Origin of the sequence: Burkholderia sp. MSMB1498 (assembly GCF_001526245.1) — a bacterium.
In the GTDB taxonomy this organism is placed as follows: domain Bacteria; phylum Pseudomonadota; class Gammaproteobacteria; order Burkholderiales; family Burkholderiaceae; genus Burkholderia; species Burkholderia savannae.
In genome coordinates this window covers 85,539-99,565 of sequence record NZ_LOYJ01000067.1, presented here as the reverse complement: position 1 = coordinate 99,565, position 14,027 = coordinate 85,539, and the positions used below count along the sequence as shown (strand labels likewise).

The following is a 14,027-nucleotide window of genomic DNA, read 5'->3' as shown; positions in this document are numbered from 1 at the left end:
CGCCGCTGCGCCGATCATTGCGGCCTCCATCGATACATCATCACCTTGCCGCGCGCGTCCTCCTCGACGAAGATCAGGTATTCGCCGTTCTCGCGCCGGTATGCGCTGATGCCGAACGGCACGTCGACCCAGCCGGACGCGCGCCCCACTTCCGGCCCCGGCTTGATCACGCCGAGTTCGCGGCCGCTGTCCTTGTCGTACACGTGCACGGTGCCGACCGGCTCGACGCCGAACAGATAGCGCCCCTCGAGCGTCAGCCCGATCAGCGTGAAGATCGGCTTCGCGTCGAGCTGCCACGGCAGCGAAACCTGGTAGCGCACGACGGGCGTGCCGCTCGACCACTTGTCGAAGCGCACGAGCACGCGCCCCACCTCCTTCGACAGGCCGCCCACGCGCGGCGCGTCGGCCGTGTAGCCCGTCACGTACAGCGTGTCGCTCGACGCGTCGTACAGCGCGCGGCGCAGCTCGGTAAACGGCGCGGGCGTCGGATACGTCGTCAGCTTGTCGTACGAGTAGATCGGGTTGCCGGCCTTGTCGAGCCCGCCGAAACGAAAGCGCCGGATGCCGCGCGTGTCGCTCGTGCGCCAGATGTCGCCGCTCGTGTCGACCCACCAGCCCCAGCCGCCCGCCATGCCCTTGCCGGTCGTGTTCAGCTCGAATTCGCCTTCGTCGAAGCGGCCGTTGCCGTTCGCGTCGCGCCAGATCCAGTCGCCGCCCGACGGCCGGTTCGGCACCTTGTCGACGGGCCGCGCGCGCCCGGCGAGCAGCCCCGACGGAATCGCGGTCTCGCCGTCGCGCTTCGCATCGAAGCGGTAGATCTTCAGATGATCCGCGTGCATGTCGGTCAGATAGAGGAACGTGCGGCCGGCGACCTTGCGCGCGAACGGCATGCCGGGCCATTGATCGGTGTTGAACACCGGATCGTCCGGATACTTGAAGCGGTTCGACAGGAATCCCGCATATTTCCATTCCTTGCCGACGGGCTTCGACAGATCGAGCTCGAAGCGCTTGTTGCCGGTGTAGACGCTGTTCGGGCGGCCCGGATCGATCCACGCGCCGTCGACGAACAACAGGCCCTGCACCTGCCAGCGCAGCCGGCCGTCGGGCGCGTAGCTCTCGAGCGTGCTGCCGAGCCCCGCGCCGATCGTGCCGTGGCGCGGGCCGATGCCGTTCGTCGCGACGTAGACGTTGCCCGCGCGATCCACGCCGACGCCCGTCAGCCCGTTGAAGCGCTGCGGCCCCGGCCGTCCCGCGTAGCCCGAGAAGATGCCGCCGCGCTCGCCGAGCGTGCCGGACATCGCATAGCCGCCGTCGGCGGGTTTCGAGAAGATCAGGATCTGCTGGCGCGGGCCGTTGTCGGCGATCAGCACGCGGCCCTTCGCGTCGGCCGCGACGTCCACGGCGTCGGTGCCCGGCGGCAGCTCGGGCGCGTCGTCGATCGCGCGGCCGTCGGGGCGCACGTGCGCGAGCTTCGCCGGGCCGTTCACCGTGTCGGTCAGCAGCCACAGCGTGCCGTCGCCCGCGAGCGCGATCCGGCCCGGCTCGTGCGCGCTCCACGAGCCTTTTTTCTGCATCGTCTGCGCGTCGTACACGCCGACGGTGTCGTGCAGCGGATCGGTCGCGTACAGCACGCTGTCGTTCGCGGCGAGCCCCGCGACTTCCGCGCGCGTGTCGGTCGGCACGTCGTTGACCATCAGGAAGCTCGCCGCGAGCTTCGCGCGCGCATCGCCCGCCTTCGCGCCGCGAAACGGCGCGGCCTGCTTCACGTCGCCGATCTCGCGGCGCGAGATCCCGTACCACTGCCGGCCCTTGTCCGGCCAGATGCCCGGCGAGACGAGCCGCCCTTTCTCGTTGCCGACCGCGATCGCCACGTACGCATAGCGGCCGTTGACCGCGATCGCGCTGCCGCCCGCGTTGCCCCAGCCGTGCGTGCCGCCCGCGAAGCCGAGCATCTTGCCGTCCTGATAGACGCTCGCCTCCGCGCCGCTCTCGTCCCATGGCGCGTTCGTGTACACCTTGCCGTCGGGCGTGACCGCGATCGCGCGAATGTCGATCTGCGTCCACGTGCCGTCGCCGTAACCATAGGTATTGCCGATCCACGACGTCGTCGCGGGCAGCACGTTCTCCGCCTGCGCGGCGCCCGCGAACGCCGCCGCCGCGCACGCCGCCACTCCCATTAGCATCAAACGTCGCAAAACGCCTCTCCCTTCGACCGTGACGAAACGCCGGCGCGCGTCCGGCGCAAATGCGAGCCAAACGCGCGAAACGCTCGTGCGTTTGCGACGCATGCACGCATCGCAAAATAGGTTTCAAACGATGCGAAGCAGGTTACAAGCAAAAATATTCACAAGAAATTTGGAAATATTTGCGGATATTTCGATGTGCAATCGCGTATCGAATGATCGTTTCTAGCCGTTTCATGCGGCCCTGCGCCGGCAGGAACGACCGGCGGCCCGCGCCGGCCGCGTAGGAAATGCCGCACTGCGATGTGCGCACGATAAAAAAGATCGGAATCGAATTTCACGCCGCGTTCGCCGCTCACGCGGCCGCCCCGGTCGCCGCGCCGTATCGGAGAAAGTCGAACGAATCTCGGCGCGTTTTTTTGCCGATTTCTTTTCCCTAGAATCGATTTCAGTTCGATCTTTCATTTATTTCAGCGGATGCACGATGATCCGAGCGACGGAAGCGCCGCGCGCGGCCCGCATCGAATCGTCGTCGTCCGCACCCGCGCCCGATGACGACTCGCGATACGCTCGTTGCCCCGCCCGCCCACGCCGGCCGCATCGTCCAGCTCGACGGCCTGCGTGCGTTCGCCGTGCTCGCCGTGTTCTTCCAGCATGCGCTCAAGGCGCCGCTCTGGATCGGCGTCGATCTCTTCTTCGTGCTGAGCGGCCTGCTCATCACCGGCATCCTGCTCGAGCGCAAGGCGCGCGGCGAATCGTACTTCGGCTACTTCTACGCGCGCCGCGTGCGCCGCATCCTGCCGCCGTATCTGCTGCTGCTCGTCGCGTCGTCGCTGCTGTTCGGCGTCGAGTGGGCCAGGCACTGGCCTTGGTATGCGTTCTTCTCGACGAACATCGGCCTGTCGCTCGGCGGCATCGGGCACGAAAGCCTGAACGTACTGTGGTCGCTCGCCGTCGAGGAGCAGTTCTACATCTTCTGGCCGTTCGTCGTGCTGCTCGTTCCCGAGCGCGCGCTCGCGTGGGTCGCGGCCGCGCTGATCGCCGCCGCGCCGCTTTTGCGCGCGATCGCGACGCCGTGGTTCGATTCGTTCTGGCCGATCTACTACCTGACGCCGTTCCGGATGGATCTGCTCGCCGCGGGCGCGCTCATCGCCGTCGTGCTGCGCCGCGACCGCCGCGCGCTCGAGCCGTACTACGGCGCGGCGATCGCCGCCGCCTGCGCGGCGCTCGCCGTGCTCGCGTGGCTGCATCTGTCGTATCCGCGCTTTCGCGCGGCGAACACGCCGCTTTCCAATGCGACGCTCTACAGCATCTCGCTCGTGCTCTGCACGTCGATCGTCGTGATCGCGCTGCGCGGCCGCGGCCTCGTGCAGCGCGTGCTGACGAATCCGGCGCTCGTCTATGTCGGCACGGTCAGCTACACGATCTATCTGGTCCACCTGAGCGTGCTGTACGCGCTCTGGCCGCTGCATCTGAACCGCTACCTGACGGCGGCGCTCGCGTTCGGCATCACGCTCGCGTACGCGAGCGCGAGCTGGTACGGCTTCGAGCGGCGCCTGACGCGCGGCGCGCCCCGGCTGGCGCTCGCGGGCGCCGCGCGCGCGTCCGCATGATCCGATTCCCCCATCGTTCGATTAGGAAACCGCAATGACCCAAGCACGCAAGGCGATCATCACCGGGATAACGGGCCAGGACGGCGCTTATCTGACGAAGCTCCTGCTCGACAAGGGCTACGAAGTCGTCGGCACGTATCGCCGCACGAGCTCGGTCAACTTCTGGCGCATCGCCGAACTGGGCGTCGACAAGCATCCGAACCTGACGCTCGTCGAGCACGATCTAACCGATCTCGGTTCGAGCCTGCGCCTCATCGAACGGACCCGGCCGGGCGAGCTGTACAACCTCGCCGCGCAGAGCTTCGTCGGCGTGTCGTTCGACCAACCGACGACGACGGCCGACGTCACGGGCCTCGGCGCGCTGAACCTGCTCGAGGCGATTCGCATCGTGAACCCGAAGACGCGCTATTACCAGGCGTCGACGTCGGAGATGTTCGGCAAGGTGCAGGCGATTCCGCAGACCGAGAGCACGCCGTTCTATCCGCGCAGCCCGTACGGCGTCGCGAAGCTGTTCGCGCACTGGACGACGGTCAATTACCGCGAGTCGTACGGCATCTTCGGCTCGAGCGGCATCCTGTTCAATCACGAGTCGCCGCTGCGCGGCCGCGAGTTCGTCACGCGCAAGATCACCGACACCGTCGCGAAGATCAAGCTCGGCAAGGCGAGCCGGCTCGAGCTCGGCAACATGGACGCAAAGCGCGATTGGGGCTTCGCGCTCGAATACGTGGAAGGAATGTGGCGAATGCTACAGGTGGACGAGCCCGACACCTACGTGCTCGCGACGAACCGCACCGAGACGGTGCGCGATTTCGTGCGGATGGCGTTCGCGGCGGCGGGCTATCAACTCGAATGGAGCGGCAAGGCCGAGGACGAGCGCGGAATCGACACCGCGACGGGCAACGTGCTCGTGTCGGTGAATCCGAAGTTCTACCGCCCCGCCGAAGTCGATCTGCTGATCGGCTGTGCGGACAAGGCGAAGGAAAAGCTCGGCTGGACGCCGCAGACGACGCTCGAAGCGCTGTGCCGTATGATGGTCGAGGCCGACATCACGCGCAACAGTCACCATGAAACCTTCTGAACCCGGCGCGCGTCGCGCGCTCGTCACCGGCATCGCAGGCTTCACCGGGCGCCATCTCGCCGCACGCCTCGAAGCGGACGGCTACGACGTGTGGGGCACGGTCGCCCCCAACACCGACGTGCTCGGCGATCCGCTGCTGCGGCGCTGGCGATGCGTGAAGGCGGATCTGCTCGACGTCGACTCGCTGCACGCGGCGGTCGCCGATGCCCGGCCGCACGCGGTCGTGCATCTCGCGGCGCGCGCGCATGTCGCGCACGGCAATCCGCAGGATACGTACCTCGTCAACGTGGTCGGCACGCGCAACCTGCTCGCGTCGCTCGAGGGCCTCGACACGCGCCCGAACGCGGTGCTGCTCGCAAGCAGCGCGAACGTCTACGGCAATGCGCCGACCGAAGTGCTCGATGAAACGACGCCGCCGTCGCCGGCGAACGACTACGCGGTCAGCAAGCTCGCGATGGAATACATGGCGAGGCTCTGGTTCGACCGCCTGCCGATCGTGATCGCGCGACCGTTCAACTACACGGGCGTCGGCCAGAGCGACGCGTATCTGCTGCCGAAGCTCGTCGCGCACTACGCGCGCGGCGAGTCGCGCATCTCGCTGGGCAATCTCGACGTGAGCCGCGATTTCTCCGACGTGCGCGACATCGTCGACGCGTACGCGCGGCTCATCGACGCCGCGCCGGCGGGCGAGACGTTCAACGTATGCGCGGAGCGCGGCTATGCGTTGAAAGAGGTGCTGGCGATGCTCGCGCGTATCGCAGGCTACGTGATCGCCGTCAGCGTCGATCCGCGCTTCGTGCGCGCGAACGAAGTGAAGAAGCTGGTCGGTTCGCGGCAGAAGCTGCGCGGCGCGATCGGCGACACGCACCGCACGCCGCTCGACGAAACGCTGCGATGGATGTACGACGACATGCGCTCGACAATCGTCGCGCGCGAGGGTCAGCCGGCCAGCTGAGCGTCGATGCTCTTCGCGAGCGGCCGCGGCGTGTCGCCCGTGTGCAGCGTCGCGACGGTCTCGATCAGCGCGATCCCGCACGCTTCCCCGGCGACCGGGTTGTGCATCGTGTGCTTCGGCACGATGCAGAAGTCGCCCGCGTTCAGCACGACGTCGCGATCCTCGAATCGAATGCGCAAGCTGCCGTAGACGACGTGGAACATCTCGTCCTCGTCGGCGTGCTTGTGCCATGTGAATTCGCCCTTCAGCTTCGCGACCTTCACGTACTGATCGTTCACGCGCCCGACGACGCGCGGCGACCAGTATTCGGCCACGTCGCGCAACGCCGCTTCGAAATTGATGCCGATGCCGGCCTGAAACATGGGGACGCTTCTGGTTCGATGCATTCGAACGGCCAGCTTAGCAGTTGGCGCGAACGCGCCGAAGGCGGCGCGTCGCGGCCCGGTGCGGTGTGTCGCGGCTCGCTCCCACGCGTCGCGCGGCACCGCGCGAAGCGAAGCAAGGCGAAACAAAGCGAAGCGATGCGAAGCAAGGCGATGCGGCTCGACGCGCGCGCCACGCGCCATGCATGCGTGCGCGCCGCAAGATTTTCAGCGTCAGCCCTCGAGCCCCCGCGCGAGATCGTCGCGAATGTCCGCCGGGTCCTCCAGCCCGACCGCAAGCCGGATCAGCCCCTCGGTGATCCCCGCCGCCTCGCGCGCCTGAGGCGTGATGCGGCTGTGCGTCGTCGTCGCCGGATGCGTGATCGTCGTGCGCGTGTCGCCGAGATTCGCGGTGATCGACACGATCTTCGTGCCGTCGATCACGCGCCATGCGTTCGCGCGCTGCTGCTCGGGCGTGTCGCCCTTCAGCTCGAACGACACGACCGAGCCGCCCGACTTCTGCTGGCGCTTCGCGAGCGCGTATTGCGGATGCGATTCGAGCCCCGGATAGAACACGCGCTTGACGGCCGGATGCGCCTCGAGCCAGCGAGCGATCTCGAGCGCGTTCTCCGATTGCCGGTTCACGCGCAGCGACAGCGTCTCCATGCCCTTGAGCAGCACCCACGCGTTGAACGCGGACAGCGTCGGCCCCGCGGTGCGCACGAACGGGAACACCTTCTCCATGATGAACGCCTTCGAGCCGACGAGCGCGCCGCCGAGCACGCGGCCCTGGCCGTCGAGGAACTTGGTCGCCGAGTGCATCACGACGTCCGCGCCGAGCTTGAGCGGCTGCTGCAGCACCGGGCTGCAGAAACAGTTGTCGACGACGAACAGCGCGTTCGCCGCCTTCGCGATCTTGCCGATCGCCTCGATGTCGGCGAGCTCGGTCATCGGGTTCGACGGCGTCTCGAGGAAGAACATCTTCGTCTCGGGGCGCACGGCGGCACGCCATGCGTCGAGATCGGCCGGATCGACGAACGTCGTCTCGATGCCGAACTTCGCGAAGATCTGCCCGAACAGCCCGAGCGTCGAGCCGAACAGGCTGCGCGAGCTGACGAGGTGGTCGCCCGCCTGCAACGCGGCCATCACGACCGACGTGATCGCCGCCATCCCGGACGCGGTCGCGATGCACGCCTCGCCGCCCTCGAGCGCCGCGAGGCGATTCTGGAACATCGTGACGGTCGGGTTCGTGAAGCGCGAGTACGTGTAATAGTCTTCCGAATGCTTGAAGCGCTCGGCCGCCTCGGCCGCGCTCGCGTAGCAAAAGCTCGACGTCAGGAAGAGCGCTTCCGAATGTTCGTTGAATTCGCTGCGCAGCGTGCCCGAGCGCACGGCGAGCGTGTCGAAGTTGAGAGAATCGTCCATGTTCCGTTCATCCGTTTTCAAGCGCATCGCCGCCGTGCGCGCCGCGCGGCGAATGCGCAGACCAACAAAAAGCCCGCTCATGCGTCGGCATCAGCGGGCTTAGTGTGCGGTACGAACAGCTATCGACTCGGGCCGGCGTGGCGCTGCTCGCCGGCCTTCGCTTTAGCTGTTTTGGGTTGCCCCGCGTCCGCAAGCTGAAATCAAATCGACGCAAGGCCTCATCGTATCACGCCTTTTCGGTCATGTGCGCGGGGCGCTCACTCGACCGACAGCTGCAGGTTCATCTGCGAGCGCTCGGCGCCTTCGCCGTTCGAATCGCGATCGGCCTGCGACGCGGGCGCGAGACGCGCGCGCTCGATCGCGTCGAGATACTCGGGCGTGACGTCGCCCGTGATGTACTCGCCGTCGAAGCACGACGCCTCGAAGCGCTCGAGCGACGGATTGATGTCGCGCACCGCGCGGCGCAGATCGTCGACGTCCTGATAGATCAGGTAATCCGCGCCGATGATCTTCGCGACTTCCTCGTCGGTGCGGCCGTGCGCGACGAGCTCGCCGCGCGTCGGCATGTCGATGCCGTAGACGTTCGGGAACTTCACGGGCGGCGCCGCCGACGCGAAGATCACCGACTTCGCGCCCGCGTCGCGCGCCATCTGCACGATCTCGTGCGACGTGGTGCCGCGCACGATCGAATCGTCGACGATCAGCACGTGCTTGTCCTTGAACTCGATGCTCATCGCGTTGAGCTTCTGGCGCACCGACTTCTTGCGCACCGCCTGGCCCGGCATGATGAACGTGCGGCCGACGTAGCGGTTCTTGAAGAAGCCTTCGCGGTACTCGACGCCGAGCTTCGCCGCCACCTGCATCGCCGCCGGCCGCGACGAATCGGGAATCGGCATCACGACGTCGATCGGCACGTTCGGCAGCTCGCGCTTGACCTTCTCGGCGAGGTAGTCGCCCATGCGCAGGCGGACGTTGTACACAGGCACGCCGTCGAGGCACGAATCCGGACGCGCGAGGTACACGTACTCGAACATGCACGGGTTCAGGCTCGGCTTGTCCGCGCACTGGCGGCTGTGGAACTTGCCGTTCACGTCGATGAAGACCGCCTCGCCCGGCTGCACGTCGCGAACGAACTCGAAGCCGATGCCCTCCACCGCGACCGATTCCGACGCGACGATCCACTCGGTGCCCTGCTCGGTCTCGAGCTTGCCGATGCAAAGCGGGCGGATGCCGAACGGATCGCGGAACGCGAGCAGGCCGCAGCCCGCGATCAGCGACACGATCGCGTACGAACCGTGCGCGCGGCGGTGCACGCCCGCGACCGCCTTGAACAGCGAATCCGGATCGAGCTCGAGGCCCGTCGTCGACAGTTGCAGCTCGTGCGCGAGCACGTTCAGCAGCACTTCGCTGTCGGAATTCGTGTTGATGTGGCGGCGGTCAATCCGGAACATCTCGTCCTTCAACTGTTGCCAGTTCGTCAGATTGCCGTTGTGCGCGAGGATGATGCCGAACGGCGCGTTCACGTAGAACGGTTGCGCTTCGGCTTCGCTCGACGCGGAGCCCGCCGTCGGATAACGGACCTGACCGATCCCGGCCGTGCCGGGCAGGCTGCGCATGTTGCGCGTGCGGAACACGTCGCGCACCATGCCGTTCGCCTTGTACATGTGGAAATTGCTGCCGTCCGCCGTCGCGATGCCCGCCGCGTCCTGACCGCGGTGCTGCAGCAGCAGCAGGCTGTCATAGACGAGCTGGTTGACCGGAGACTGGGAGATAACGCCTACGATGCCGCACATGGCATGTCCTTCAACGATACAAAAAACGGTTCGGTCGGTGCGCTCGCGCGGATCAGACGTGAATGTACGCAGCGAGCCCGTCGGGCAAGAGCGGCTTCAGCTCGCGCACGCCCTGTTCGGCGAACGGACGCAACAACGCGTCGCGCCAGAAATCCTGTTTCGGCAGCTCGGTCAAGCCGGCCCCGGCGACGAGCAGCAGCACGAGCAGCACGCCGCGCACGAGGCCGAACATCATGCCGAGCGACCGGTCGACGCCGCCCAGGCCCGTCGCCTGCGCGATCCGCGACAGCAACGCGTTCGCGACGCCCGCGACGAGCACGACGCCGATGACGATCAACGCGAACGCGACGGCCCACTGAGTCAACGCGCCGCCCGGCCAAGTCGCCGGAATGTAGGGCAGCACGACGCCGACGAATCGGCACGCGATCAAAAATGCGGCGATCCAGCCGATCAGGCCGAAGATCTCGCCGACGAAGCCGCGCCACGCGCCGCGCATCGCCGACAGACCGATCACCAGCAGGACGGCGTAATCGAAAGCGGTCAGCATCGCCCTTTACTGCGTGAGGCCCGCTTCGCGCACCTTCGCGATCGCGGAGGAGGCGGCCGCGCGATCGGCGAACGGCCCCGCGCGCAACAGTGTAGCCGTACTGCCGTCGGCCTGCTTGCGATGCTCGACATACGCGGGCACGCCCGCCGCTTTCAACTTCGCCGCCCAGTCGCGGGCGGTCGCGTCGTCGCGAAACGAGCCGAGCTGCAGCGCGAAGCGCGCGCCGGGCGGCGATGCGGGCGACGACGCGTCGCCGTCGGCCGAGGCGCGCGCCGCCGCGGCATCCTGCGACGGCTGCGCGGCCGGCTTCTGCGCGGCGCTCGGCGCCTTCGCGGCGGCGGTTTGCGTGTGCTTCGCGTCCTGCGTGTGCTTCGCGTCCGTCTTCGCGGTCGCGACGGGCGCGGGCGCCGGCGCTGGCGCGGCGGGCGCGACGCTCGCGGTCGCGGCCGTTTCGGACGCGGGCGGCTCGTCGTGCGCGACGCCCGCCTGGAGGTCCGACGCGTCTTCGTCGTTCGCGGCGGCCGCCTGGTGCGACGGACGGTTCGGAATGTCGATCTGGACGTCGTCGGTGACGGGCTTCGGATGCGAATCGAGCACCATCGGCAGCACGATCACCGCGGCGACGACGAGCGCGATCGCGCCGACGAGGCGCCGGCGCGCGCGTTGTTTTTCAGGAAGGGTCGGATCGAGCAGCAGTGCGTCGGTGTCGGGCCGCTCGGTGCGGCGCGACCGGCGCTCCACGCGTTCGGTGCGCACGGTCCGGGCGCCGGACCGCGACCCGCGCCTTTGCGGCGCGTCGTCCTCTTTCTTGCCGAACGAGAAAATTCCCATGTATGGCTGAACCCGAAGCTACTCGTCAGTCAGTGGTCATGGCGGCGGTCCACGACGGGCATCACGCCCGCTACCGTGTAGAAGCTACCGAAAACCAAGATTCTATCATTGTCGGATGCGCTTTTTAGTGCATCGAGGAACGCGTCGGCCGGACTCGCGTGGCGCGTGACGCTGTGCTGCGCGCCGCTCTCGACGCCCGCGCCGCGCAGCACGCGCTCCAGCACGTCAGCCGACGCGGCGCGCGGCAACGGCAGGTCGGTCAGATGCCAGTGATCGATCGAGCCCTTCAGGCGCGCGACGATTCCGGCGAGATCCTTGTCGGCCATCGCGCCGAACACCGCGTGCGTGTACGGGTAGTAGCCCATGCTGTCGAGATTCTGCGCAAGCACCGCGGCCGCGTGCGGGTTGTGCGCGACGTCGAGCAGCACGAGCGGCTTGCCGGGCAGCACCTGGAAGCGCCCCGGCAACTCGACGTTCGCGAGCCCGAGCCGGATGTCCTGCGCGGACACGGGCAGACGCTCGCGCAGCGCCTCGAGCGCGGCGAGCGCGGCCGATACGTTGAGCAGCTGGTTCGCGCCGCGCAGCGCCGGATACGCGAGCGCCGGATAGCGCTTGTCGCGGCCGACGTACGTCCATTGCTGGCGCTCGCTGCCCGGCTGCGTCGCGAAGCGGAAGTCGCGCCCGACGAGCCAGAGGTCCGCGCCGATCGCCGCCGCGTGGTCGACGAGCGTCTGCGGCGGCGCCGGGTCGCCGCAGATCGCGGGCTTGCCGGCGCGGAAGATGCCCGCCTTCTCGAACGCGATCTTCTCGCGGGTGTCGCCGAGGTATTCGATGTGGTCGACGTCGATGCTCGTCACGATCGCGCAATCGGTGTCGATCACGTTGACCGCGTCGAGCCGGCCGCCGAGCCCGACTTCGAGGATCACCGCGTCGAGCCCGCGCGACGCGAACAGGTGCATGATCGCGAGCGTCGTGAACTCGAAATACGTGAGCGACACCGGCTCCGGCAGGCTCGTGCGCGCCGCCTCGACCGCCTCGAAGTGCGGAAGCAGCTCGGCGTCCTCGACGATCCGCCCGTCGATGCGCGCGCGCTCGTTAAAGCGCAGCAGATGCGGCGACGTGTGGCAGCCGACCTTATAGCCCGCGCGCACGAGAATCGTCTCGACGAACGCGCAGGTCGAGCCCTTGCCGTTCGTGCCGCCGACGGTGACCACCGGGCACGCGAACGCGAGCTTCAGCGCGTCCTTGACCTGGCCGATGCGGGTCAGGCCCATGTCGATGCCGACGGGATGCGCGCTTTCGAGATGCGAGAGCCACGCGTCGAGAGTGGGAAAAGTGCTCATCGAATTCAACTGCGAGTCAAAGCGGCGAGTCCGGGAGAATCCGCCGAAAAAACAAACGCGCCGCTCGGCGCAAGCCGAGCGACGCGCGGTGGTGCGATCATGCGCGCGGCCGTCAAGCCAGCGCGTCGGCCGGCTGGCGCTGCAAGAGCGCGAGCAGTTGCGCGATCTCGTCGCGCATCTTGCGGCGGTCGACGATCATGTCGATCGCGCCCGTCGTCAGCAGGAACTCGGCGCGCTGGAAGCCTTCCGGCAGCTTCTCGCGCACCGTCTGCTCGATCACGCGCGGGCCCGCGAAGCCGATCAGCGCCTTCGGCTCGGCGATCACGACGTCGCCCAAGAACGCGAAGCTCGCCGACACGCCGCCCATCGTCGGATCGGTCAGCACCGAAATGAACGGCAGCTTCGCCTCGGAGAGCTTCGTCAGCATCGCGGTGGTCTTCGCCATTTGCATCAGCGACAGCAGGCTTTCCTGCATCCGCGCGCCGCCCGACGCGGTGAAGCAGATGAACGGCACCTGCTGCTCGAGCGCGTTCTGCGCGCCGCGCACGAAGCGCTCGCCGACGACCGAGCCCATCGAGCCGCCCATGAACGAGAACTCGAAGCACGCGGCGACCACGGGCAGCGTGTGGATCGCGCCGCCCATCACGACCATCGCGTCGGTCTCGCCCGTCTCGTCCATCGCTTCCTTCAGACGATCAGGATACTTGCGGCTGTCCTTGAACTTCAGCGAATCGACCGGCACGATCTCCTGGCCGATCTCGTAGCGGCCCTCCGGATCGAGCAGCGCGTCGAGGCGCTCGCGCGCGCCGATCCGCATGTGGTGATCGCACTTCGGGCACACGTGCTGATTCGCGTCGACGTCGTTGCGGTACAGCACCGCTTCGCACGACGGGCACTTGACCCACAGGCCCTCGGGAATCCCCTTGCGGCTTTTCGGATCGGTCTGCTTGATCTTCGGCGGCAACAGTTTGTCGAGCCAGCTCATCGTATGGTTTCCTGTTCGGTGGCGGGCCGGGCGTTCTGCCCCCGGCCCGCGGTCAGCTTGTGTTGACGTGTCCCGCGCGTCGCTTACGCGGCCGGCTCGGCCGCGCCGTCGATCGCGGCGCGCAGCTCGGCGACGAACGCCTCGAGTTCGGCGGCGGCGTTCTCCGGCGCGGCCTGCTCCAGCAACTGGACGAGGCGGCTGCCGATCACGACGGCGTCCGCCACCTCGGCCACCGCGCGCGCCGTCGCGGCGTCGCGGATGCCGAAACCGACCCCGATCGGCAGCGGCACGCGCGACTTGATGGCCGGGATTTTACCCGCAATGCTGGAAACATCCAGATTTCCGGCGCCCGTCACGCCCTTGAGCGATACATAGTAGACGTAGCCGCTCGCCACGTGGCCGACGGCGGCGATCCGGTCGTCGGTCGACGTCGGCGCGAGCAGGAAAATCGGATCGATGCCCGCCGCGCGCATCTTCGCGGCGAAATCGTGCGATTCCTCCGGAGGATAGTCGACGACGAGCACGCCGTCGACGCCCGCGTCGCGCGCGGCCGCGGCAAACGCGTCCTCGCCCATCCGCTCGATCGGATTCGCATAGCCCATCAGCACGACGGGCGTCTTCTGGTCGCGCTCGCGGAAGCGCTTCACGTCGCCGAGCACGCCGGCGAGCGTCACGCCCTTCGCGAGCGCGCGCTCGGACGAGCGCTGGATCACGGGGCCGTCCGCCATCGGGTCGGAGAACGGCACGCCGAGCTCGATCACGTCGGCGCCGCCTTCGGCGAGCGCGTGCATCAGCTCGACCGTCTTCGCCGGATCGGGATCGCCCGCGGTGATGAACGGAATCAGCCCTTTACGGCCTTGGGCGGCGAGTGCGGCGAAGGTGTTCTGAATACGGGACATGGTTTTTTCCAAA

The 14,027-nt window shown here is 67.6% G+C and carries 12 protein-coding genes; 3 read left to right on the top strand and 9 right to left on the bottom strand.

Annotated elements, in window-relative coordinates:
• Nucleotides 1-14 precede the first annotated feature (14 nt).
• The gene (locus WS91_RS14220; protein WP_059670452.1) at nt 15-2,177 is read right to left on the bottom strand and encodes a hypothetical protein; all 2,163 of its coding nucleotides are present in this window, start codon (nt 2,175-2,177) and stop codon (nt 15-17) included.
• A gap of 557 nt (nt 2,178-2,734) precedes the next feature.
• On the opposite strand from WS91_RS14220, the gene WS91_RS14215 reads away from it, so the two are divergent.
• The 3 genes from WS91_RS14215 to WS91_RS14205 are packed head-to-tail and all read left to right on the top strand — an operon-like array spanning nt 2,735 to nt 5,829.
• Nucleotides 2,735-3,796, top strand: coding sequence for an acyltransferase family protein (locus WS91_RS14215; protein WP_038743570.1), 1,062 nt, complete (start codon nt 2,735-2,737; stop codon nt 3,794-3,796).
• A 34-nt stretch (nt 3,797-3,830) separates the two neighbouring features.
• Nucleotides 3,831-4,874: a GDP-mannose 4,6-dehydratase gene (gene gmd, locus WS91_RS14210; protein ID WP_059576252.1), complete on the top strand. Its 1,044-nt coding sequence runs from the start codon at nt 3,831-3,833 to the stop codon at nt 4,872-4,874.
• A complete protein-coding gene (locus WS91_RS14205) occupies nt 4,861-5,829 on the top strand; it encodes an NAD-dependent epimerase/dehydratase family protein (RefSeq protein WP_038743565.1) in 969 nt (322 codons plus the stop codon). Before gmd ends, WS91_RS14205 begins: the two co-directional genes overlap by 14 nt.
• Here WS91_RS14205 and WS91_RS14200 read toward each other — a convergent pair.
• The 8 genes from WS91_RS14200 to trpA form a co-directional block, all read right to left on the bottom strand.
• Nucleotides 5,814-6,191, bottom strand: a complete 378-nt coding sequence (locus WS91_RS14200) for a cupin domain-containing protein (protein WP_059576255.1) — start codon at nt 6,189-6,191, stop codon at nt 5,814-5,816. The genes WS91_RS14205 and WS91_RS14200 overlap by 16 nt on opposite strands.
• Nucleotides 6,192-6,425: 234 nt before the next feature.
• Nucleotides 6,426-7,697, bottom strand: coding sequence for an O-succinylhomoserine sulfhydrylase (locus WS91_RS14195; RefSeq protein ID WP_197422242.1), 1,272 nt, complete (start codon nt 7,695-7,697; stop codon nt 6,426-6,428).
• Nucleotides 7,698-7,873: 176 nt separating this feature from the next.
• Nucleotides 7,874-9,409: an amidophosphoribosyltransferase gene (gene purF / locus WS91_RS14190; RefSeq protein WP_038743561.1), complete on the bottom strand. Its 1,536-nt coding sequence runs from the start codon at nt 9,407-9,409 to the stop codon at nt 7,874-7,876.
• 52 nt (nt 9,410-9,461) lie between these two features.
• Nucleotides 9,462-9,956: a CvpA family protein gene (locus WS91_RS14185; protein WP_038743559.1), complete on the bottom strand. Its 495-nt coding sequence runs from the start codon at nt 9,954-9,956 to the stop codon at nt 9,462-9,464.
• A gap of 6 nt (nt 9,957-9,962) precedes the next feature.
• The gene (locus WS91_RS14180) at nt 9,963-10,787 is read right to left on the bottom strand and encodes an SPOR domain-containing protein (RefSeq protein ID WP_038743558.1); all 825 of its coding nucleotides are present in this window, start codon (nt 10,785-10,787) and stop codon (nt 9,963-9,965) included.
• A 29-nt stretch (nt 10,788-10,816) separates the two neighbouring features.
• Nucleotides 10,817-12,130, bottom strand: coding sequence for a bifunctional tetrahydrofolate synthase/dihydrofolate synthase (folC, locus tag WS91_RS14175; RefSeq protein ID WP_059670524.1), 1,314 nt, complete (start codon nt 12,128-12,130; stop codon nt 10,817-10,819).
• A 112-nt stretch (nt 12,131-12,242) separates the two neighbouring features.
• The gene (gene accD, locus WS91_RS14170) at nt 12,243-13,115 is read right to left on the bottom strand and encodes an acetyl-CoA carboxylase, carboxyltransferase subunit beta (protein ID WP_038743556.1); all 873 of its coding nucleotides are present in this window, start codon (nt 13,113-13,115) and stop codon (nt 12,243-12,245) included.
• An 83-nt stretch (nt 13,116-13,198) separates the two neighbouring features.
• The gene (gene trpA, locus WS91_RS14165) at nt 13,199-14,014 is read right to left on the bottom strand and encodes a tryptophan synthase subunit alpha (RefSeq protein ID WP_059576484.1); all 816 of its coding nucleotides are present in this window, start codon (nt 14,012-14,014) and stop codon (nt 13,199-13,201) included.
• Nucleotides 14,015-14,027: the final 13 nt, after the last annotated feature.

What these genes read in the sequence shown, in the direction of transcription:
- WS91_RS14195 (WP_197422242.1), bottom strand. Translation starts at nt 7,697, where the DNA reads ATGAGCGGGCTTTTTGTTGGTCTGCGCATTCGCCGCGCGGCGCGCACG.
- purF (WP_038743561.1), bottom strand. Translation starts at nt 9,409, where the DNA reads ATGTGCGGCATCGTAGGCGTTATCTCCCAGTCTCCGGTCAACCAGCTC.
- WS91_RS14205 (WP_038743565.1), top strand. Translation starts at nt 4,861, where the DNA reads ATGAAACCTTCTGAACCCGGCGCGCGTCGCGCGCTCGTCACCGGCATC.
- folC (WP_059670524.1), bottom strand. Translation starts at nt 12,130, where the DNA reads ATGAGCACTTTTCCCACTCTCGACGCGTGGCTCTCGCATCTCGAAAGC.
- accD (WP_038743556.1), bottom strand. Translation starts at nt 13,115, where the DNA reads ATGAGCTGGCTCGACAAACTGTTGCCGCCGAAGATCAAGCAGACCGAT.
- gmd (WP_059576252.1), top strand. Translation starts at nt 3,831, where the DNA reads ATGACCCAAGCACGCAAGGCGATCATCACCGGGATAACGGGCCAGGAC.
- WS91_RS14185 (WP_038743559.1), bottom strand. Translation starts at nt 9,956, where the DNA reads ATGCTGACCGCTTTCGATTACGCCGTCCTGCTGGTGATCGGTCTGTCG.
- WS91_RS14200 (WP_059576255.1), bottom strand. Translation starts at nt 6,191, where the DNA reads ATGTTTCAGGCCGGCATCGGCATCAATTTCGAAGCGGCGTTGCGCGAC.
- WS91_RS14220 (WP_059670452.1), bottom strand. Translation starts at nt 2,177, where the DNA reads ATGGGAGTGGCGGCGTGCGCGGCGGCGGCGTTCGCGGGCGCCGCGCAG.
- WS91_RS14180 (WP_038743558.1), bottom strand. Translation starts at nt 10,787, where the DNA reads ATGGGAATTTTCTCGTTCGGCAAGAAAGAGGACGACGCGCCGCAAAGG.
- trpA (WP_059576484.1), bottom strand. Translation starts at nt 14,014, where the DNA reads ATGTCCCGTATTCAGAACACCTTCGCCGCACTCGCCGCCCAAGGCCGT.
- WS91_RS14215 (WP_038743570.1), top strand. Translation starts at nt 2,735, where the DNA reads ATGACGACTCGCGATACGCTCGTTGCCCCGCCCGCCCACGCCGGCCGC.